The 19679-nt window shown below is 70.6% G+C and carries 18 protein-coding genes; 12 read left to right on the forward strand and 6 right to left on the reverse strand.

Annotated elements, in window-relative coordinates; translation table 11 throughout:
* The first annotated feature begins 9 nt into the window (after window positions 1-9).
* Window positions 10-708, forward strand: coding sequence for a hypothetical protein (locus OJ997_RS01690; RefSeq protein ID WP_270023257.1), 699 nt, complete (start codon window positions 10-12; stop codon window positions 706-708).
* Complete coding sequence (locus OJ997_RS01695) at window positions 708-2078, forward strand: ABC1 kinase family protein (RefSeq protein WP_270023258.1); 1371 nt, start codon at window positions 708-710, stop codon at window positions 2076-2078. The genes OJ997_RS01690 and OJ997_RS01695 overlap by 1 nt, the downstream gene beginning before the upstream one ends.
* Here the strand turns inward: OJ997_RS01695 and OJ997_RS01700 are convergent.
* The gene (locus OJ997_RS01700) at window positions 2075-2800 is read right to left on the reverse strand and encodes an SDR family oxidoreductase (protein WP_270023259.1); all 726 of its coding nucleotides are present in this window, start codon (window positions 2798-2800) and stop codon (window positions 2075-2077) included. The genes OJ997_RS01695 and OJ997_RS01700 overlap by 4 nt on opposite strands.
* A gap of 81 nt (window positions 2801-2881) precedes the next feature.
* Between OJ997_RS01700 and OJ997_RS01705 the strand changes: the two genes are divergently transcribed.
* Entirely contained in the window at window positions 2882-3238 is a 357-nt protein-coding gene (locus tag OJ997_RS01705) for a winged helix-turn-helix transcriptional regulator (protein WP_270023260.1), read from the forward strand.
* On the opposite strand, the gene OJ997_RS01710 is transcribed toward OJ997_RS01705, so the two are convergent.
* From OJ997_RS01710 to OJ997_RS01725, 4 genes are all read right to left on the reverse strand, one after another.
* Complete coding sequence (locus OJ997_RS01710) at window positions 3235-5166, reverse strand: primary-amine oxidase (RefSeq protein WP_270023261.1); 1932 nt, start codon at window positions 5164-5166, stop codon at window positions 3235-3237. The two genes, OJ997_RS01705 and OJ997_RS01710, sit on opposite strands and share 4 nt — an antisense overlap.
* Window positions 5163-6689: an APC family permease gene (locus OJ997_RS01715; RefSeq protein ID WP_270023262.1), complete on the reverse strand. Its 1527-nt coding sequence runs from the start codon at window positions 6687-6689 to the stop codon at window positions 5163-5165. The genes OJ997_RS01710 and OJ997_RS01715 overlap by 4 nt, the downstream gene beginning before the upstream one ends.
* An 87-nt stretch (window positions 6690-6776) precedes the next feature.
* Window positions 6777-8609 carry a phage head spike fiber domain-containing protein gene (locus OJ997_RS01720; protein WP_270023263.1) on the reverse strand — a complete coding sequence of 611 codons (1833 nt, stop codon included), beginning with the start codon at window positions 8607-8609 and terminating at the stop codon, window positions 6777-6779.
* Between the two features lie 57 nt (window positions 8610-8666).
* A complete protein-coding gene (locus OJ997_RS01725) occupies window positions 8667-9011 on the reverse strand; it encodes a hypothetical protein (RefSeq protein WP_270023264.1) in 345 nt (114 codons plus the stop codon).
* Window positions 9012-9038: 27 nt separating this feature from the next.
* Here OJ997_RS01725 and OJ997_RS01730 point away from each other — a divergent pair, with 27 nt between their 5' ends.
* From OJ997_RS01730 to OJ997_RS01760, 7 genes are all read left to right on the forward strand, one after another.
* Window positions 9039-9698, forward strand: a complete 660-nt coding sequence (locus tag OJ997_RS01730; protein ID WP_270023265.1) for an NUDIX hydrolase — start codon at window positions 9039-9041, stop codon at window positions 9696-9698.
* On the forward strand, window positions 9695-10003 hold the full coding sequence (locus OJ997_RS01735) for a hypothetical protein (RefSeq protein ID WP_270023266.1): 309 nt from the start codon (window positions 9695-9697) through the stop codon (window positions 10001-10003). The genes OJ997_RS01730 and OJ997_RS01735 overlap by 4 nt, the downstream gene beginning before the upstream one ends.
* A gap of 9 nt (window positions 10004-10012) precedes the next feature.
* A complete protein-coding gene (locus OJ997_RS01740) occupies window positions 10013-14317 on the forward strand; it encodes a multifunctional oxoglutarate decarboxylase/oxoglutarate dehydrogenase thiamine pyrophosphate-binding subunit/dihydrolipoyllysine-residue succinyltransferase subunit (RefSeq protein ID WP_270023267.1) in 4305 nt (1434 codons plus the stop codon).
* Window positions 14318-14449: 132 nt separating this feature from the next.
* The gene (locus tag OJ997_RS01745; RefSeq protein WP_270023268.1) at window positions 14450-15211 is read left to right on the forward strand and encodes a hypothetical protein; all 762 of its coding nucleotides are present in this window, start codon (window positions 14450-14452) and stop codon (window positions 15209-15211) included.
* A gap of 10 nt (window positions 15212-15221) precedes the next feature.
* Window positions 15222-15494: an MGMT family protein gene (locus OJ997_RS01750; protein ID WP_270023269.1), complete on the forward strand. Its 273-nt coding sequence runs from the start codon at window positions 15222-15224 to the stop codon at window positions 15492-15494.
* Between the two features lie 5 nt (window positions 15495-15499).
* Window positions 15500-15919: a secondary thiamine-phosphate synthase enzyme YjbQ gene (locus tag OJ997_RS01755; protein ID WP_270023270.1), complete on the forward strand. Its 420-nt coding sequence runs from the start codon at window positions 15500-15502 to the stop codon at window positions 15917-15919.
* A gap of 108 nt (window positions 15920-16027) precedes the next feature.
* Window positions 16028-16516, forward strand: coding sequence for a hypothetical protein (locus tag OJ997_RS01760; protein WP_270023271.1), 489 nt, complete (start codon window positions 16028-16030; stop codon window positions 16514-16516).
* Here the strand turns inward: OJ997_RS01760 and nucS are convergent.
* On the reverse strand, window positions 16513-17181 hold the full coding sequence (gene nucS, locus OJ997_RS01765) for an endonuclease NucS (RefSeq protein WP_270023272.1): 669 nt from the start codon (window positions 17179-17181) through the stop codon (window positions 16513-16515). The genes OJ997_RS01760 and nucS overlap by 4 nt on opposite strands.
* A 55-nt stretch (window positions 17182-17236) precedes the next feature.
* Between nucS and OJ997_RS01770 the strand changes: the two genes are divergently transcribed.
* Together OJ997_RS01770 and OJ997_RS01775 are read left to right on the forward strand one after the other, a co-directional pair.
* Window positions 17237-18679 carry an MDR family MFS transporter gene (locus OJ997_RS01770; protein ID WP_270023273.1) on the forward strand — a complete coding sequence of 481 codons (1443 nt, stop codon included), beginning with the start codon at window positions 17237-17239 and terminating at the stop codon, window positions 18677-18679.
* Between the two features lie 42 nt (window positions 18680-18721).
* Window positions 18722-19678 carry a putative metal-binding motif-containing protein gene (locus tag OJ997_RS01775; RefSeq protein ID WP_270023274.1) on the forward strand — a complete coding sequence of 319 codons (957 nt, stop codon included), beginning with the start codon at window positions 18722-18724 and terminating at the stop codon, window positions 19676-19678.
* The last annotated feature ends 1 nt before the right edge of the window (window position 19679 follow it).

The following is a 19679-nucleotide window of genomic DNA, read 5'->3' on the forward strand; positions in this document are numbered from 1 at the left end:
GTCGAAGGGGTGAGCTCAGAGCCCAAGCAAGAAAAGGGCGGCCTCCAGCTCCAAACGCTGCTGATCTCGAGCCTCTCCGCGGTTGCCGCGGCGGTGATCGTCCCGTACTTCTGGGAACGAGGCTCGTTGATCGCGGTGGCCGTCACCCCGATCATCGTGGCCCTCGTCACCGAGGGCCTGAACCGTCCTGCCAAGGTCGTCGCCAAGGCGGCACCCCGCGTCACCCGCCGGACCGCGGCCCACGACGCCCATCAGGTCAAGGGCGTCGAAGAGCCGGAACGGGTAGGCCGGTGGGGCGATGAGGACGACCCCTTCGGTCTGCGGAGCCCGGAACCCAAGAAGCGCCGCGGCTTCCCGTGGAAGCTCGGCATCATCACCGGCCTGGTGGCCGCGGTGATCGGCGCCGGCGTCGTGACCGCGTCCGAGCTGGCGATCTTCGGCCGCTCGGTCGGCGACTCCGGCCGCTCGACCAGCGTGTTCGGCGGCGGCTCCTCCTCCAAGCAGGAGAAGGCCACGCCGACGCCGACCGCGACCGAGACGCCCACCGAGGAACCGACGGAGACCGCCACGCCGACCGCGACCGAGACGCCCGAAGCCACGGAGACGCCGACCGTCACCCCGACCGCCACCGCCACGCCGCCGGTCGGCGCCACGCCGGACCCGCAGGTCGCCCCGACCGAAACCGCGACGCCGGTCCCCACGCCCTAGTGGCCAAGGACAAGATCCCCACCTCGCGGATCGCCCGCACCGCGAAGGTGTCCAGCCTCGCGGCCGGCCAGGCCGCGCGGCACCTCGGGACGCGCGCGACCAACATCGCGCGCTCCGAGGAGGGACGCAGCGCCGCGCTCGAGAAGCGCCACGTCGAGGCGGCCGAGCAGATCGTCACCGCGCTCGGAACGATGAAGGGCGCGGCGATGAAGCTCGGGCAGGTGATGAGCTTCCTCGACGTCGGGCTCGTGCCCGAGGAGCACCGCGAGGAGTTCCAGCGCAAGCTCGCCAAGCTGCGTGACGCCGCGCCGAACGTGAGCTTCGCCGGCATGCGCAAGGTGATCGAGGACGAGCTCGGCGGCACGCTGAAGGACCACTTCGCCGAGTTCGACTCCGAGGCGATCGCCGCGGCCTCGATCGGGCAGGTCTACCGCGCCCGGCTGCACGACGGGCGCGTCGTCGCGGTCAAGGTGCAGTACCCGGGCGTCGCCGCCGCGGTCCGGGCGGACATGCAGAACCTCGGGATCATCCTGCGGCTGATGAAGCGGATCGCGCCCGGCCTGGACGTCAAGACCACGGCCGACGAGATCCGCTCACGGATCTACGACGAGCTCGACTACGAGCTGGAGGCCCAGAACCAGCGCTCGCTCGCGCGGATCTTCAAGGGCCACCCGTTCATCGTCGTGCCCGCCGTCGTCAGCGACCTGTCGGCCGAGAAGGTCCTCGTGACCGAGTTCGTCGAGGGCGAGGGCTTCGACTCCGTCAAGGAGTCCGACCAGGCCACGCGCGACCGGCTGGGCGAGATCATCTTCCGCTTCTACTTCGGCTGCATGTACCGCCACCGCCAGTTCTCGGGCGACCCGCACCCCGGCAACTTCCTGCAGATGCCCGACGGCCGCGTGGCCTTCCTGGACTTCGGACTGTTCAAGGTCATGCCCAAGCACCTGATCGACCTCGAGCTGGAGACCCAGCGCGCCGGCCACGAGGGCGACGCCCAGCGCCTGTGGGAGATCTGGGCCGAGGGCGGGCTGCTCAAGCAGCCGGACAAGTTCCGCCCCGACAAGCTCCTCTCGCAGTTCCTCGACGCGACCTGGTGGTACCTGACCGACGAGGAGATCGAGCTCGTCCCGGAGATCGCGACCCAGGTCATGATCGACATGGCCGACCCGCGCTCGACGCACTTCGGCCAGATGCGCCACGAGACGCTCCCCGCCGACCACATCTTCGGCCGCCGCGTGGAGACGCTCACGCTCGCCGTGCTCGGCCAGCTCTCCGCGACTGCGAACTGGCACCGGATCGCCCGCGAGTGGATGTACGGCGACCCGCCCGTGACCGAGCTGGGCCGCCAAGAAGCCGAGTTCTACGGCTAGGCCGCCGTCGGGGCCTCGATCCCCTCGCCGAGCCCGCCGTCCACGGCGAGCCGGGCGCCGGTCGTGAACGTCGCCTCGAACGCGAGGAAGACGACCGCGCGGGCGACCTCCTCGGCGGTGCCGTGCCGACCCATCGGCGTGATCGCGTCGCCGACCGCGTGGAACGCCGCGCGGTCATCGTCGCTGATCCCCTCGATCCCGTAGCTCGGCGTGTCGATGAACCCCGGGCTCACGGCGTTCACGCGGATGCCACGCGGCAGCAGCGCCGCCGCGAACCCCGCGACGAGCGACCGCGCCGCCGCCTTCGCCGCGCCGTAGACGATCATCGCGGGCGAGCCGCCCTGGTCGGCGACCGAGCTGGTGAACACGATCGCGCCGCCGTCGCGCACGAGCGGCGCGAGCGCCTGCACGGCGAAGAACGCGCCCTTCGTGTTCACGTCGAACGTGCGGTCGTAGGACGCCTCGGTGACGGCGTCGAACGGCTCGAGCTTCGCGAACCCGGCGTTGACGTGGAGCAGGTCGACCTGCCCGAACCGCTCGCGGACCGCTTCGGCGAGCGCGCCGAGGTCGGCGAGCCGTGTCAGGTCGACGTGCACGTCGCCGCCGCGCCGGCCGGTGACCAGGACCTCGGCGCCCTCGGCGCGCAGCAGCGCCGCGGTCGCCTCACCCATGCCGTGCGTCCCACCGAGGATGACCGCGCTGCGGCCCGCGTAACGACTCATGCCGACGATGGTCCGTCGGCACGGTACGATCGTCAAGTACCTACGTGAAAGTTGGGTACCCACCTCAGAGTGAGAAATGTGATGAACGCTGACGACATCGTCCCTCCCTACGAGTGCGGCCTGGACGCGGCGGTCGACGTGATCGGCGGCAAGTGGAAGGTCTCGATCCTCTGGGCGCTCGCCGAGCGGCCGCGCCGGCCGGGCGAGCTGCGCCGGGGCGTGAAGGGGATCAGCGAGAAGATGCTCATCCAGCAGCTTCGGCAGATGGAGGGCGACGGGCTCGTCACCCGCACCGCCTATCCCGAGATCCCGCCGCGCGTCGAGTACTCGCTCACCCCGCTCGGGCTCTCACTCAACGCCGCGCTCGCCCCACTCGGCGAGTGGGGCGAGGAGCACATGGACCTCATCGCGGGCCGCCGACGGACCACCGCGGCCTAGTCGTGGTGACAGCAGTGCCCGGCCGCCTTTGAGGGCGGCATGTCCAGCGCCGGGTTGCCGGCGAAGAAGCCCGCCGGCTTGAGCTTGAACCCGACGTGCGTGACCGGCATCACCGGCCAGTCCTCCGGCCGGACGATGTGGTGGGCGCCGAACGTGTACCAGAGCACGACGTCCGTGTTCTCGGTGTCCCGCCCCGCGGCCGCGTAGCGCGGCACGCCGTCGCCGCCCGGGTGCTGGTTGGGGTAGTCGCCGGCCGCGTAGCGCTCGCTCGGGTCGTACGCGGTCACCCACACGTGCTCGCCCGTGAACCCGGCCCGCTGCGCGAAGCGCGACTCGGGCGCGAACATCGGCGCCACGTTCTCGCCGGGGACGAGCTTGTAGGCGACCGGGTCACCCAGAGCGCTCACCTTCTCCGGGTTCTCGATCCGCCAGAAGCGTCCCCGCAGCGGGTCGATCTGCCCGCGCGCGGACTCGTCGGCGTACACGGTGCGCTTGGTCACCCACGCGGTGCCGGTGGGGTTCGCGGGCCCGTACGGCAGCGGCTCGGAGTCCACCTGCACGACCGTGTTCGTGTTGCCGTCGACGGCCATGTCCAGCCGCACGCAGAAGAAGTGCTGGTGGTGCGGCCCGTACAGCCCCGGCGCCACCAGTGTCCCGTGGGCGGGCCGCGCGCCCGGCTCCAGCGCGCCGGTCGAGATCACGCCGGAGAGCTTGACCTCGTACTCGATCGTGCCGTCGGTGTAGAGGTACCAGAAGTACCCGTACTCGTAGTTGCCGACGGTCGCGATCGACGAGATCACCAGGCGCCGCAGCCGGCGGACCTCGACGTCCTCGGTCCGGAAGTCCGTGTGCTTCCAGCCGATGCCGTAGTCCTCCTCGTGCATGCAGATGGCGTTCTCGATCGTCGCCGGCTCGCCGTCCTGGTCGTTGACGACGCCGTCGAAGTAGAAGATCTCCCCGACGCAGTCGCAGCCGAGCGTGAGCGAGTTCGCGAGCCAGCCGACGCCGTACTCGCCCTGGTCGAACACGTTCTTGAAGCGGTGCGTGGGCGCGGGGTCGCCGTACGGGACGAACATCTCCGCCAGCGACGCGCGGTAGATGATCGGCCGGTCTTCGTAGGCCAGCTCGTGCAGGACGAGCCCCTCACGCGGCGTGAAGCCGACGCGCACCGACCACTTCTGCCACGCGACGTGATGACCGGTGACGGTGAACGAGGCGCCTTCGGGCTGGGTGATCGAGATCGGCTTGAGGTCCTCGCGCGGCGAGGCGAACGACGGCACGTTGTCCGGCGCCGCCATCCGCTCGACGTCGTAGTTGCCGGGCGCGGGCGGGAGCGCCACGACGCCGTAGTCGTCGACCTGCACGACCTCCATCGCGTCGAGGTCCACGGTCACGACGAGGCCCTCGATCGGCCGCGCGTAGCCGTGCTCGCCCGGCTCGGAGCGCACCCACGTGAGCGGCCGCGCGATCCGCCGCAGCGACGGATCGTCCTCAGGCCCGGTGTAGCCCGCGGCCCACGGGTCGATCATCGCCAGCGTGAAGTCCTCGATCCCGCGTAGGCGCATCGCCGCCTGCCACTGCGGATCGTTCTGCACGACCTCCTCGCAGGCCATGAACTCCTCGGCCGTGATCGGCGGCTGCACGCCCTCGATGTGCGTGAAGGAGACCACGGCCTGGTCCGTGAGCGAGACCACCGCCTCGTAGGTCTTGCGCTCGGCCTTCTCGTAGAGCACGACGAACGCCTCGCGCGGGACGCCCTCGCCCGTCTGGACGGCCGCCTTGGCCGGCTCGTGCAGGCTGATGAAGACGAAGCGGGCCGTCGCCGCGAGCGACTGCTCGGCCTTCAGGATCGCGCTCGCCGCGCGCACCTCGTCCGCGCTGAGCGGCTCCAACGGGTGCAGGACGGGCGGTGCGTCAAGGGTGCTCATGCCGGGATCTCCTCTCTGCTGAAGCGTCCCACTTTCGCGTAGGTCTCGCGGTCACGCGAGCGCAGGTAGAGCCCGAGGAGCATGCCGGCGACGAACACCGCCAGCACCACGAACGGGATCAGCTTGATGAACATCGAGTCGCCCGCGCCGGAGAGGACGCCACGGTTGGAGATCAGCAGGTAGCACGCGCCGGCCATCGCCAGCGCGCCCAGGATGGGTGCGATCAGCGTCTTGACGGGGTGGAAGCCGTCCCGCGCCTCGGTCAGGAAGAAGCGGATGATCGCCACCGAGCACAGGCCCTGCACGGCGAGGATGCCGAGCACGCCGAGCAGCGGCGTCCAGGTGCCGAGCTTGAGCAGCGCGGCCTCCGTGCTCGAGTCCATGATCACGAAGCCGAGCATGTACAGGCCGACGATCGCCGTCACGACCATGCTCGCCACGATCGGCCCCTTGCGCTGCTCGTGCGTCGTGCCGAGCGCCTTCGGCAGCACGCCCTCCCGCGCGAGCGCGAACAGGTACCGGGCGCCCGTGTTGTAGAAGGCCATGGCGCACGCGAACGAGCTGGTGACGATCAGCAGCTCGACGATCGTCGTCAGCCCACCGCCGACGTACTTGTCGGTCAGCGGATAGAACGCCGACGCGTACGTGCCCTCGAACTGGCTCGCGACGGCCTGCGCGGAGCCGGTCAGGCCCCAGCCGGACACGAACATGTACGAGACGAAGATGTAGAAGATCCCGAGCCCGATCACGCTGCCGTAGGTCGCGGCCTTGGCGATCTTGTTCGGCTCGCGTGACTCCTCGGCGTAGTTGGGCGCCATCTCGAAGCCGACCCAGGACCAGAACGCGCCGAAGATGGCCACGCCGGCCGCCGCCGCGCCGAAGACGGACAGCGCCGCGTCGTTGTCGAAGATGTTCGCCGGGTTCAGCGGCGCCGCGCTGTAGCCCTCGGGCGGGCCGGTGACGATGATCCCGATGCACATCGCCAGCAGCGCGAGCACCTCCGCCACGAGCGCCACGCCGAGCACCTTCGCGGTCAGCTCGATGTGGAACCAGGCGAAGCTCGTCATCAGCGCGAGCGCGCCGAACATGTAGACGTAGGCCGGCAGGTTGATGCCGAACCAGGCGTCGAACGTCGTCGACGCGAAGTAGCCCAATACGCCGGTCACCGCCGCGGCGAAGATCACGTAGCAAAGGGCGATCAGGATCCCGGAGCCCAGGCCGAGCACGTTCCCGAGCCCGCGCGAGATGAACGTGTAGAACCCGCCCGTCGACGTCACCCGCCGGGCCATCTCGATGTAGCCGGTGGAGAAGATCGTGAGCGCGATCGTCGCGACCAGGAACGCGGCCGGCACGGCGTACCCGCCGCCCGATACGGCGACCGGCACGTTGAACATCATCGCCGCGAGCGGAGCCGCTCCGGTGACGATGCAGAAGAGGACAGCGGGCAGGCCCAGTGCGTCGCGGGCCAGCTCATGCGTTCGAGGGGCCGCGACGGGCGCGGCCGCTGAGGTGGCGACTGACATGCCCGGCAGCACATCGCGCCGCGGCGGACCGCGGCAGTGCTCGTCGGTCCAGTTTTCCGCTACCTAAAGTGGACCTTAAGGCCTAGCTCACGCGCACTTCGCGGGCCGCTTCGCGCCCGGGGCCAGGCACAGGAACGTCACCTTCGGCAGCTTGCCCTTGCGGATCTGGAAGCGCGCGACCTTCCCGACCAGGCCGGGTGCGAGGACGCGGATCTCGACCTGCGCGCCCGGCTTGAGCTTGCGCTTGCCGAACAGGGTCTTGAAGCTCGTGGTGGCGATCCGCTTGCGGGTGACCGTGCGCGTCGTCGGGCAGCCCTTGCCCTTGCCGGTGCAGCGCAGCTCGACCCAGCCGTTCTCGGGTACGTCGCGGACGACCAGCGTCGTCACGGTCGTGTAGCGGCGATTGGCCTTCCACTTGTACGCGACCGCCGAGCGCACGAACCTGGGCGCGGCCGGCGTCGGGGCGGGCGTGGGCTGGGGTTGCGGCTGCGTCACGGGCCCGGCCGGCGGCGGCGTGTCTGCGACCGGCGGACTCAGGAGCCGGTCGTCGCGGGCGTTGCCCGCAGCCAGCGACGCGCCGTCGACCTGCAGCTCGCGCCCGGGCGTATCGAGGACGACCTCGGCGCGGAGCCCGCTGTGCGCGCGCTCGGCGTCGAGCGGGACGGACACGAGCGTCCAGGCCGAGCCGACGCTGAACGGCGTGCTCGCCGTCTCGTCGCCACCGCCGGTGCCGGTCAGCACCAGCGAGCCGGCGGCGCCGGCCGAGTCGGGTGAGCGCAGCCACGCCGAGAAGGTCTGGCTGCCGCCCGCGTCGGTGCCGACGGCGACGTCCTGCGCGAACGAGCGACCGGCGGCGTCCGCACGCGCGACGCCGAACGCGCTGCCGTCCCGCGCGTCACCGGGCTGCGCGCTCGCGGCGGTCAGCGGCCCGCGCGGGAAGAGGTCCCAGGACCGGAAGAACGCCTGCTCGAACGACGCGTTGCCGAGGCCGGGCTGCGTGAGCTGCGCGCCGTCGACGTAGACGCCGAGACCGGGCGAGAGCAGCTGCACCTGCGTGCGCAGGATGTCGGCGCCGCTCGTCGTGCGCAGCGTGACGGTGACGAGCTGCCACTCCGGGCCGGCGGTGAACGGGGTGAACCCGGTCTCGCTCTCGCTCGCCGTCGCCCACAGCCCGATCCGGCCGCTCACCGGCGCGCCGCTGACCGACCGCACCCAGGCCGAGTACGTGTAGTGCTCGCCGGCGGCCGGCACGATCGGCTGGTCCTGCAGCAGCGAGCCGCCACGCTCGGCCGCGGTCAGCACGCCCGACCGCACGCCGTCGCGCGCCGCGGCACCCGAGATCTGCAGCGCGGCGCCGTCCGTGTACCAGCCCGCCCCGGAGGTGTCCTCGAACGACGCGTTGCGCAGCCGCACCGGCAGCAGCTGGGCGCCGTCGAGCAGCAGCTGCTCCCCCGCCGTGTGCAGGTCCACCTGCGCCCGCAGCGCCGTGTGGGCGTGGGTCGCCATGAAGGTCGCGGTGACGAGCTGCCAGTCGGCGTCCGCCGTGAAGTCCGTGCCCGTGCCCTCGACCGGGCCGCTGAGCCCGAACAGGACGATCGAGCCCTTGAAGGGCCGCCCGCTGGCCGACCGCACCCACATCGAGAAGCTGTAGCTGCGGTACTGGGCGACGCTGACGCTGACGTCCTGAGCGATCGTGTCCGACGCGGCGGAGGTCTGCACGATCCCGTAGCCGCGCCCTTCCCGGGCGACGCCGGGCGTGGTCTGCGTGCCGCCCTGCCCGGGCCCGAACAGGCTCCAGGCTCTCAGCGACGGCTGCTCGAACGACGCGTTGCGGAGCAGGTTGGGGCCGGCGGCGTGCGCCGCGGCCGGAGCGATCAGCAGCGTCAGCAGGAGCGCCGCGAGCAGGGTGAGCCGGTGCATCGCCGCGCACGGTAACTCGCGCGTGACGCAAACGGCCTGTGCTGGACGAAGGTCCGACTAGCAGCAGTGCCAGGTGTTGGACGATCCGTAGCCCGGACCGACCGGCTGGAGCTCGCGGGTCGCGACGGCGTCGACGACCTCCTCGACCTCTTCCTCTTCCTTGCGTCCGCCGCCGTCCGGCTCGGCGTCGCAGGTGACCCGCAGACGTCCGGAGGTGACGGTGCCGTCCGCGACCACGATGAGGCCGCAGATCACGTCGCCCTCTTCCCAGCCGAGGCGCTCGATGTCGAAGAAGGCCATGTGGACCTCCGTGGCCTTGCCCTTCCAGCGGCAGGTCTTGTCGTGATGCTCCTTCGCATCGCACACAACCTTCATGTTCTTGCCGGAAGCCTCAACGCTCACGACGAAAAGACTACCCTGCAAAGGGACTTGCCCTACTCGCCCGGCATCCTCGCGCGCGGTCCGTGGCCGCTGGACCGGGTGTCCTCGCGTTGGAGCGGAAAGACGTACGAGCCGTCGCCCGCGCAGACGGCCGAGGCCGACCGCGTCATCGCGGGCCTCAAGGACCGTGGCTCCCCCGCCTACGACGGGATCGCGGCTCGCCTGGCGAGCTTTCGCGTCGAGGACGGCGCGCTGGCGCTCGAGCTCGAGGAGATGCGCTGGGCGCTGCGGCTGGCCGAGGACGCGCTCGGAGCGCTGAGCGTGCTGTGCGTCGTGCGCGATCACGAAGGCCGCTGGCTCGCCGGCCGGCGCGCGGCGTGGGTCGCCAGCTGGGCGGGCCTCTGGGCGCTCGGCGCCGGTGGCGCCGTGGACGCGGGTGAGGACGCCGCGCTCGCTCTGGGCAGAGAGTTGCAGGAGGAGTGGTCCGTCGAGCCCGTGTCGATCCAGGTCGAGGCGCTCCTCGCCACCCCCGGTGATATGACGATGCTGATCGGCCAAGCGTGGCTCGCACCCGGTGCGGAGGTCACCCGCGACCACGAGCACGACGCGCACGCGTGGTGGCCTTCTGACCCGAACGACTGGCCGGATGACGCACATCCGCAACTTCAGCGCATGGCCACGTTGCTTTCTACCGAAGACCCCGTATGAGCTTCCGCACGCTCAAGTACCTCTCGTTCGTCCACTCCGCCATCTACACGGCCCTGATCGTGATCGCGATTGCAGGAGTGTTAGACGATGTGAAGTACGTGTTGGGCTGGTGTCACGGCATCGGCTGGATCGTCATGTCGCTGCTATGCGTGGACGCAGTTAGACGGCGCGTGATCCCGCTCTGGCTCGGGGTGATGGTCGCGGTCGTCGGTGGCGTCGGGCCGTTTGCGGGCACCATCGGTTTTGTGTATGCAGAGCGGCGCCCAAGAGCGGCGTCGCGAATCCCTCAACGCGATATGGTCTAGGACCTTGATATGGCGGTAAACACCACGGTCGAAGTGGTCATGCCCCCAATGGGCGACTCGGTTTCCGAGGGCTCCATCCTGGAGTGGCATAAGCAGGAAGGCGAGGAGGTCTCCGAGGACGAGACACTCGTCGAGATCTCCACCGACAAGGTGGACGCTGAAGTCCCCGCTCCAGTCTCCGGCACCGTGGTCAAGATCCACGCCGCCGAGGGCGACACCGTCGGTGTCGGCAGCGTGCTCGCCGAGATCGCTCCGAGTGAGAACGGCTCCGGGCCGGCGCTCTCGGGCGATGCCGATGAGGACGAGGGCGACGCACCGCCCGGCGGTGAGAACGGTGGCGGCGGCGAAGGCACCGTGATCGAGATCGAGATGCCGCAGATGGGCGAGTCGGTCTCCGAGGGCACCATCCTCGAGTGGGCCAAGGCCGTCGGCGACAGCATCGCCGAGGACGAGACGCTCGTCGAGATCTCCACGGACAAGGTCGACGCGGAGGTTCCCGCGCCAGCTTCGGGCACGATCACGGAGCTGCTCGCCGAGGCCGGCGACACCGTGACCGTCGGCCAGGTCATCGCGCGTATGAGCTCCGGCAACGGTGCCGCGCCCGCGAAGGCCGCGCCCAAGGCCGAGCCGACGGAGATCCGCCCGGCGGGCGACGTCGAGACCGAGACCATCGAGACGCAGGACGGCCTGAAGGTCACGCCGGTCGCGCAGCGCGTCGCCGCCGCGCAGGGCGTGGACCTCGCCAAGGTCACGGGCACGGGCCCGAACGGCCGCATCGGTAAGGCCGACGTGCTCGCGTTCGAGCAGAACGGCGCGTCCGCGCCCGCCAAGAGCGCCGCTCCGGCGCCCACCGGCGGCAAGCAGACCCTGCTCAAGGGCGCGAGCGCGATGCTCGCGCGCTACATGGACGAGTCGCGCGCGATCCCGACCGCGACGTCCTTCCGCACGCTCACCGTCACCACCCTCGACGGCTACCGCAAGCAGCTCAAGGGCGCGGGCCAGAAGGTCTCCTTCACGCACCTGATCGCGTACGCGATCGCGCGCGCGGCGACGGAGCAGATGCCGGTCATGGCGACGCACTTCGCCGAGCTCGACGGCAAGCCGCACGTGATCGACGACGGCGCGGTCAACCTCGGCATCGCCGTGGACGTCGAGAAGAAGGGCGGCGGCCGCACGCTGATGGTCCCGGTCATCAAGGACGCGGGCCGCCTCACGTTCCCGCAGTTCCTCGACGCCTTCGGCGAGCTCATCACCAAGGCGCGCGACAACAAGCTGACGGCTGACGACCTCCAGGGCGCCAACGTCTCGCTCACCAACCCCGGCGGCATCGGGACCATCGCGTCCGTGCCGCGCCTGATGAACGGGCAGGGCACGATCGTCGCCACCGGCGCGATCGGCTACCCGCCCGGCCTCGGGGCCATCGGCGCCACGATCGGCGCCGAGAAGGTGATGACGATGACGTCGACCTACGACCATCGCATCATCCAGGGCGCCGAGTCCGGCCAGTTCCTGCAGGTGGTCGAGCAGTACCTGCAGGGCGAGCACGGCTTCTACGAGCAGGTCTTCTCCGACCTGGGCGCGGACATCGGTCCCGCCCCGACGGCCCCGACGCCGCAGGCGATCGCCCAGGCGATGCCGGAGACCAAGACCGAGCCGGCGCCGGCCACCTCGGCCGAGCCGAACCTCGAGCTGCTCCAGGCCGTCCAGGCCGCGATGTCGCTGATCAAGGCGCACCGCACGCACGGCCACCTGGCCGCGCGCCTGGACCCGCTCGGCTCCGAGCCCGAGGGCGACCCCGCGCTCGATCCCGAGCCGCTCGGCCTCACGCCGGAGCTGATGGCCAAGATCCCGGCCTCGATCCTGCGCGTCGGCGTCCCGGGCGAGACGCTCGCGGACGTCATCCCGCGCCTGCGCGAGACCTACTGCGGCCAGATCGCGTACGAGATCGAGCACATCGCCTCGCACCGCCAGCGCGTCTGGCTGCGCGAGAAGATCGAGACCGGCGCGTTCCGCAAGCCGCTGTCGGGCGAGGAGAAGTACGCGCTGCTGCGCCGCCTGACGCAGGTGGACTCGCTCGAGCGCTTCATGCACAAGGCGTACCTGGGCCAGAAGCAGTTCTCGGTCGAGGGCCTGGACATGACCGTGCCGATGCTGGACGAGATGATCCAGCTCTCCGCGGGCGAGGGCGCGCGTGAGGTCGTGATCGGCATGGCGCACCGCGGCCGCCTGAACGTGCTGGCGCACAACCTCGGCCGGCCGTACGAGACGATCTTCCGCGAGTTCGAGGGCGCGTCGTCGATCGAGGCGGTCACGACGATCCCGCAGGGCGGCACCGGCGACGTCAAGTACCACCACGGCGCCCAGGGCACCTACCAGTGCGGCGAGACCGAGAGCGTCCTCGTGCGGCTGGAGTCCAACCCGTCGCACCTCGAGTACGTCGCGCCCGTCGTCACCGGCGCCACGCGCGCCATCCAGACCTCCCGGCAGGGCACGCACGCGCAGCTGGACACCAGCGCCGCCGTGCCGATCGTCCTGCACGGCGACGCGGCCTTCCCGGGCCAGGGCGTCGTCGCGGAGACGTTCAACCTGCAGGCGCTGGACGGCTACACGGTCGGCGGCACGCTGCACCTGATCCAGAACAACCAGGTCGGCTTCACGACGGACCCCGACGACTCGCGCTCCACGCGCTGGGCGTCGGACCTCGCGAAGGGCTTCGACGTGCCGATCTTCCACGTCAACGCCGACGACGTGGCCGCGTGCGTGTCCGCGGTGCGGCTCGCGTTCGCATTCCGCCAGGAGTTCGGCCACGACGTGCTGATCGACCTGATCGGCTACCGCCGCTACGGCCACAACGAGGCCGACGAGCCCGCCTACACGCAGCCGGAGATGACGGCCAAGATCAAGGCCAAGAAGCCGGTGCGCGAGCTGTTCGCGGCGTCGCTCGTCAGCGACGGCACGATCACCCAGGAGGAGGCCGACGCGGTCGCCACCGAGATCTGGGACGACCTCGCCAAGCGCCACCGCGAGCTCAAGGAGGCCCTGGCGAGCACGGGCGACGAGCAGCCCACGGGCGGCTACGAGCTGGATCGCTCCGCCTCGCCGGAGGTCAAGACCCAGGTCTCCAAGGATCGCCTGGAGACGCTCAACGAGGAGCTCCTGCGGTTCCCCGAGGGCTTCACCGTCCACCCGAAGCTGGTCAAGCAGCTCGAGCGCCGGCGTACGGCGATCGGGCCCGACGGCGGCATCGACTGGGCCCAGGCCGAGTCGCTGGCGTACGCGTCGCTGCTGACCGAGGGCACGCCGGTGCGTCTGACCGGCCAGGACGCGGAGCGCGGCACGTTCTCGCAGCGCCACCTCGTCTTCCACGACCCGAAGACCGGCCAGCGGATCTCCCCGATCCAGAACCTGCCCGGCGCGCTCGCGCCGATGGAGCTGCACAACTCGCCGCTCAGCGAGATCGCGTGCCTCGGCTTCGAGTACGGCTACTCGATGGAGGCGCCGGAGTCGCTGGTGCTGTGGGAGGCGCAGTTCGGCGACTTCGTGAACTCGGCGCAGGTCATCATCGACCAGTTCATCGTCTCCGCGCTGTCCAAGTGGGGCCAGACGACGCGCCTGACGCTGCTGCTCCCGCACGGCTACGAGGGCTCGGGTCCGGAACACTCCTCCGGCCGCCTGGAGCGCTTCCTGTCGCTTGCGGCGGAGGGCAACATCCGCGTCGCGAACCTCACGACGCCGTCGCAGTACTTCCACCTCCTGCGCCGCCAGGCGCGGGTGGCGAAGCAGCGTCCGCTGGTGATCATGACCCCGAAGTCGCTCCTGCGCCTGCCGCAGGCGACGTCGCGGATCGAGCATCTCGCCGAGGGCCGGTTCTTCCCGGTGCTCGCCGAGCCGCGGATCGACGAGGCGAAGGTCACCCGCCTGGTGCTGTGCACCGGCAAGCTCTACTACGACCTCAAGGGTCACGCCACGCGCGAGAACAACGAGTCCGTCGCGATCACCCGCGTCGAGCTGCTGTACCCGTTCCCGCAGGGGCAGATCCTGGAAGAGGTCAAGCGCTACCCGAACCTGCGCGAGGTCCTGTGGGTGCAGGAGGAGCCGCGCAACATGGGCGCCCGCGCGCACATGTCCCCGCGCCTGCTGCACATCCTGCCGCCGGACATCGACTTCGGGTACGTCGGCCGGCCGGAGCGCGCTTCGCCGGGCGAGGGCTACCCGGCCGCGCACACCGTCGAGCAGACGCGGATCATCCGCACCGCGCTGGACACGACCGTGCCGGTCTCGGTGAACCCGGACAAGTTGCCCGGGGAACGCTAGGAGAAATCAGCTGAACGAGAGCGGCCCGCGTTTGTTACGCGGGCCGTTTTCGTTGCGTAACTGAGCGGACCGAAGCGCTGGGCGTGGCGTTGCAGGCCGCAACTTGCTTGCCCCCGTGGTGTCGGAACGGGCATGAAGCGAATCCCCTTCTCCGGCCGCGCGGCCATCGTGTGCTCCCTGATCCTCGCCCTCGGGATCCCGTCCGTTGCCGTCGGCTTCGGCGAGGGGCGCAACCTGCTCCTCGGCAAGCGCAACCCGTCCAACAACGCGAACCTCGCGCTGAACACCGAGACGGAGATCATCGCCGACACCACGACGTACGGCACCCGTCAGTCCAACAAGAAGGACGGCGACGGTGGCTCCGCGATCTACGGCTGCCGCTCGAACCCGGGCAATGAGCCCTGCCTGCGCGCGAACAACCTCAAGGGCGGACGCGCCTTCGAGTTCGTGACGATCGGCAAGGAAGGCGGCCGCATCGAGGTCGGCGGCGACAAGACCGGTGCTCCGCTGACGACGAACGCCACCGGCGTGGCCACCGGCTTCAACGCCGACAAGGTCGACGGCAAGGAAGCGGCGGACTTCGCGCCCGCCACGAGCCTCACGTTCGCCGCCATCAGCGACGACGGCACCGCCACCCCGACCGCCACTGGCCCGACGACGCCGACCGTCACGCTGGCCACGACCGGCGACAACGCCGTCTACACCGTCGACCTCAAGCGCGACGTCAGCAAGTGCTCCTACACGGCCGCCCCGATCGGCTCCCCGAGCCCCGTCGCTCCGGGCGTCGCCGCGGTGCCGAACCAGGTCAACCAGGTCGCCGTCAACTTCGGCGGCTCCGAAGCCACTCCGCCCGCGGCGCGCCGCGGCTCGTTCCACCTGCAGGTGATCTGCTAACCACCGCTTCATGCCCCACCGGGATGACAACGCCTCGCGGGTGCTCGCCCGCATCCGCGAGGTGCCGGAGGGGTTCGTGCGGTCCTACGGCGACGTCTCGCCGGGCGCGCCGCGGTTCGCGGGCACGGTCCTGGCCTCCACGTCCGCGGACGTGCCCTGGTGGCGGATCGTCCGCGCCGACGGCTCCCTCGCCAAGGGCGCGCGTCAGCGGGCACTGCTGGAGCAAGAGGGCGTGCCGTTCCGGGGCGAGCGCGTGGACATGCACGCCGCACGGATACCGTGAGCGGCATGTGGGTCCAGCGAGAGGTCACCCTGCGGCCGCGCCCGCGCGGCTTTCACCTGATCACGCGCGACGTGCTCGAGGCCCTGCCCGAGCTCCAGCGCTTCCAGGTCGGGCTGCTGCACGTGTTCATCCGCCACACGAGCGCGTCGCTCACCCTGAACGAGAACGCCTCGCCGGATGTACGCGACGACTTCGAGGCCTGGTTCAACGAGGCCGTCCCGGAGGACGCGCGCTACTGGACCCACACGATCGAGGGTCCGGACGACATGCCCGCGCACATCAAGGCCTCACTGCTCGGCCCATCGCTCTCGTTGCCGGTGAGCGGCGGCCGGCTCGCGGTCGGCACCTGGCAGGGCATCTACCTGTGCGAGCACCGCGACCACGGTGGTCCGCGGTCGCTGGTCCTCACCCTCAACGGGGAGTAGAGCCCGCACCCAGAGGGGTGCGGTTCTCCGTACACGCAAGAAGATCAGGGAAAAGGGCCGGGGGTGACCCCGATGCTGGCCGGGCCCGTGGGCGGCAGCATGCGGCCCATGAAGAAGATCCTCCCCACGCTGATCGCCACCACCGCCGTCCTGCTCGCCGGCAGCGCCTCCGCGCAGGCCGCGAGCTTCACCGAGGTCCATTTCGAGCCGGGCTCGACGATCAAGATCCACGATGACGAGACGTTCGGGTCCGACGTGGAGAAGACGTGGGACCTCAGCGGCTCCGTCGGCAAGTTCAAGAACTCGGTGACGACGCCGCAGACGCTCCTCGTCTCCCGCTGCGCGGGCGACGAGGTCCGCGTCGAGATCCGCATCACGCGTCAGCTGATCAACGGCGTCCCGGCCCTGCGAACGCGCGCCGACCTGTACGAGGGCGACAGCTGCTCCACCCCCGACCTGGACGGCTCGGTCGTGTTCGACTTCGGCACGATCCACGCGCCGTTCAAGTTCACGAAGCAGTACCACGTGACCAACGCCCAGGAGGGCGGCGACTGGGCCGTCGCGAACCTGAACTACTCGCTCAAGACCGGCTTCTAGGCGAACAACGTGAGCGCGGGCTCGCGCTCACCGCGCAGCACGGCCAGGTCGACCTCGACCCAGGTGAGGCCGCGGGACTCCGCGAGGACGCGGGCCTGCGGCTTCACAGTCGTCGCCGCGAGCACGCCCCGGCAGTCGGCCTTGCCCGGGTCCTGCCGGATCCGCTCGAGGTAGCGCGAGAGCTGCTCGACCGCGTCGATCGTGCCGACGCGCTTGATCTCCACCGCGATCCAGCCATCCGCCTCGTCGCGGCACATCAGGTCCACCGGGCCGATGTCCGTCGGCCACTCGCGCCGGACCAGGCGGAAGCCCTCGCCGCACCAGTGCGGCGCATCGGCGAGCGCGACCTGCAGATCGGCCTCCACGCCGTCCTTGCTCAGCCGGTCGGCGTCGAAGTCCATCGTGTGCGTGACGTCGCTGAGGACCTCGTGCAGCGTGATCTCGAGCTGATCGTCGCCCTTGACCTTGCGCACGACGATCGTCTGACCCTCCTCGATGACGGCCGTCGGCGGCGTCATCCAGTTCAGCGGCTTATAGCCGCCCGCGTCGGCGTGGACGAGCACGCTGCCGTCGGCCTTGAGCATGATCAACCGGAGCGCCTCGGGCAGGTGGGCGGTGAGACGACCGGTGTAGGCGACGGAGCAGCGGGCGACGATCAAACGCATGGCTCATCGAGCCTAGATGAATGATCGGACACCGCGCGCCTACCGTAAGCGTCCGATGGCGACCGAAACACGCTCGCAGCGGCAAGTGCTGGTCGCCTTCGCCGCGATCATGCTCGCGACGCTGCTCGCGGCGCTCGACCAGACGATCGTCGCGACCGCGCTGCCGCAGATCGCCGCCGACCTGCAGGGCTTCGAGCATCTGAGCTGGGTGGTCACCGCGTACCTGCTCGCGAGCACGGTGACCGTGCCGCTGTACGGGAAGCTGAGCGACCTGTACGGCCGCCGGCGGCTGTTCGTGGTCTCGATCAGCGTCTTCCTGGCCGGCTCGCTGCTGTGCGGCGTGGCGCAGGACATGACCCAGCTGATCGCGTTCCGCGCGCTCCAGGGACTGGGCGCGGGCGGGCTGCTGCCGCTCAGCCAGGCCGCGATCGCCGACCTGTTCTCGCCGCGGGAGCGCGGGCGCTACCAGGGCTACATCGGCTCGGTGTGGGCGACCGCCGCCGTGGCCGGCCCGCTGCTCGGCGGCACGCTCACCGACACGGTCAGCTGGCGCTGGATCTTCTTCATCAACCTGCCGCTCGCCGCGTTCGCCCTGGTCGTCGTGATGCGGACGATGCAGCCCGGCGGGCGCACGCGTGAGCATCGGATCGACTGGGCGGGCGCCGCGCTGCTCAGCGTCGGCGTGTCCGCGATCCTCGTCGCCTGCGCGTGGGCGGGCACGGACTACGCGTGGACGTCCGCCCAGGTGCTCACCGCGTTCGGGATCGGCGCCGTGGCGATCATGGCGTTCGGCGCCGTCGAGCGCCGCGCCGGGGAGCCGCTGCTGCCGCTCACGCTGTTCCGCGGCCGGACGTTCACGGTCTCCACGCTGGCGGCCCTGATGATCGGCGCCGTCCTGTTCGGGATCACGATCTACGTCCCCGTGTACATGCAGGGCGTGCTCGGTGCCTCGGCGACGAGCTCGGGCATCGTGCTGATCCCGCTCACGCTCGGCTGGGTCGTCGCGAGCTTCACCAGCGGCCAGCTCATCTCCCGCACCGGCCGCTACCGGATCTACCCGCTGATCGGCTCGACGACCGTGCTCGCGGGCACGATCCTGCTGACCACGCTCGACACGGAGACCTCGAAGACGCTCGCGAGCGCGTACCTCGTCGTGATCGGCGTCGGCATGGGCCTGATGTTCCAGACGTTCGTGATCGCGACCCAGAACCGCGTCGACACCGCCGACCTCGGCGTCGCCACCGCGGCGATCCAGTTCTTCCGCTCGATGGGCGGCAGCCTGGCGGTCGCGGTGCTCGGCGCGCTGCTGATCGCGCGCCTGCCCGCCGGCATCGACCCGAACCGGCTCACCGTGGGCGGCGCGCAGGTCCCCGAGGCCGCCCGCGAAGCGCTCAACGCGGGCACCCACGCCGTCTTCGTCGCGGCCGTCCCGCTCGCGGCGGTCGTGCTCGTACTCGCCTTCCTCCTACCGGAACACCCGTTACGCACCAAGCGCTGACGATGCGTGCAACCGCGCCGCGGATTTGAGATGGTGGCGCCGATGCGGGCGTTGGTGGGCGGGGTGACGGTGGCGGCGATGTTGTTGATGGCGGCAACCGCGCAGGCCGAGCGCGTCGACATGATGACCCCGTGGGCCTGGGCCTGGGTCGACAACCAGCCGTTCGTGGATCCGAGCACCGGCGCGCCGCTCGGCGCCAACAGCGCCCATCCGCGCGGGCAGATCAAGGACCGCGGCACGCCCGACTCGTACTCCGTGAAGATGACGGTGACCGCGCTCGGCACCGCGGGTCAGCAGTTGGACCAGTACACGGTCTCCGACGGCAGCGCCGTCTACCGCGACCTGGACCGGCGCCTGAACCTGTCGGCACCGGTGCAGTCGGTGCGCTTCGACCTGTGCACGGTGCCGAACGCGCAGTGCGTCACCCAGACCTTCGCGCGCCCGGCCCCGCCCGCCTCGCCCGGCCCCGCTCCGGGCGCGACGCCGACCCCGACCGTGCAGCCCGCACCCCCTGCCGACCGTGACGGCGACGGCTTCCCGGACACGACGGACTGCAACGACACGAACTCGTCGGTGTTCCCCGGCGCGCGGGAGTACCCCGGTAACGGGCTCGACGACGACTGCGCGGGCGGTGACCAGGCCGCGAAGATGCCGGGCGGCGTCAAGTACGACTGGACGGTCACCGCGCGGACGAATCCGAAGGTGCGGTTCATGCGGGTGCGCGACGCGGTCGCGGGCGCGCAGGTGACGGTCACCTGCGAGGGCCGCGGCTGCCCGTTCAAGCTGCGCCGCAAGACGACCGACCAGCACGGCGAGGTGTCGCTCACCAAGCTGTTCAAGGGCCGCCGCCTGCGCTCCGGCACGCGGGTCGAGGTCCACGTGGCCGCGCCCAACATGATCACCAAGGTGACCCGCTTCACCATCCGGCGCGGGGTGACGCCGAGCGGCACGAGCCTCTGCGTGCCCGTCGGGCAGCTGAAGCCGCAGCGCCGCTGCTGAG

This window comes from Solirubrobacter phytolaccae (assembly GCF_027587195.1).
Lineage (GTDB): Bacteria > Actinomycetota > Thermoleophilia > Solirubrobacterales > Solirubrobacteraceae > Solirubrobacter > Solirubrobacter phytolaccae.

What these genes read in the sequence shown, in the direction of transcription:
- OJ997_RS01750 (WP_270023269.1), top strand. Translation starts at nt 15,222, where the DNA reads ATGCCCCACCGGGATGACAACGCCTCGCGGGTGCTCGCCCGCATCCGC.
- OJ997_RS01770 (WP_270023273.1), top strand. Translation starts at nt 17,237, where the DNA reads ATGGCGACCGAAACACGCTCGCAGCGGCAAGTGCTGGTCGCCTTCGCC.
- OJ997_RS01755 (WP_270023270.1), top strand. Translation starts at nt 15,500, where the DNA reads ATGTGGGTCCAGCGAGAGGTCACCCTGCGGCCGCGCCCGCGCGGCTTT.
- OJ997_RS01745 (WP_270023268.1), top strand. Translation starts at nt 14,450, where the DNA reads ATGAAGCGAATCCCCTTCTCCGGCCGCGCGGCCATCGTGTGCTCCCTG.
- OJ997_RS01710 (WP_270023261.1), bottom strand. Translation starts at nt 5,166, where the DNA reads ATGAGCACCCTTGACGCACCGCCCGTCCTGCACCCGTTGGAGCCGCTC.
- OJ997_RS01700 (WP_270023259.1), bottom strand. Translation starts at nt 2,800, where the DNA reads ATGAGTCGTTACGCGGGCCGCAGCGCGGTCATCCTCGGTGGGACGCAC.
- OJ997_RS01705 (WP_270023260.1), top strand. Translation starts at nt 2,882, where the DNA reads ATGAACGCTGACGACATCGTCCCTCCCTACGAGTGCGGCCTGGACGCG.
- OJ997_RS01740 (WP_270023267.1), top strand. Translation starts at nt 10,013, where the DNA reads ATGGCGGTAAACACCACGGTCGAAGTGGTCATGCCCCCAATGGGCGAC.
- OJ997_RS01735 (WP_270023266.1), top strand. Translation starts at nt 9,695, where the DNA reads ATGAGCTTCCGCACGCTCAAGTACCTCTCGTTCGTCCACTCCGCCATC.
- OJ997_RS01760 (WP_270023271.1), top strand. Translation starts at nt 16,028, where the DNA reads ATGAAGAAGATCCTCCCCACGCTGATCGCCACCACCGCCGTCCTGCTC.
- OJ997_RS01715 (WP_270023262.1), bottom strand. Translation starts at nt 6,689, where the DNA reads ATGTCAGTCGCCACCTCAGCGGCCGCGCCCGTCGCGGCCCCTCGAACG.
- OJ997_RS01720 (WP_270023263.1), bottom strand. Translation starts at nt 8,609, where the DNA reads ATGCACCGGCTCACCCTGCTCGCGGCGCTCCTGCTGACGCTGCTGATC.
- nucS (WP_270023272.1), bottom strand. Translation starts at nt 17,181, where the DNA reads ATGCGTTTGATCGTCGCCCGCTGCTCCGTCGCCTACACCGGTCGTCTC.
- OJ997_RS01775 (WP_270023274.1), top strand. Translation starts at nt 18,722, where the DNA reads ATGCGGGCGTTGGTGGGCGGGGTGACGGTGGCGGCGATGTTGTTGATG.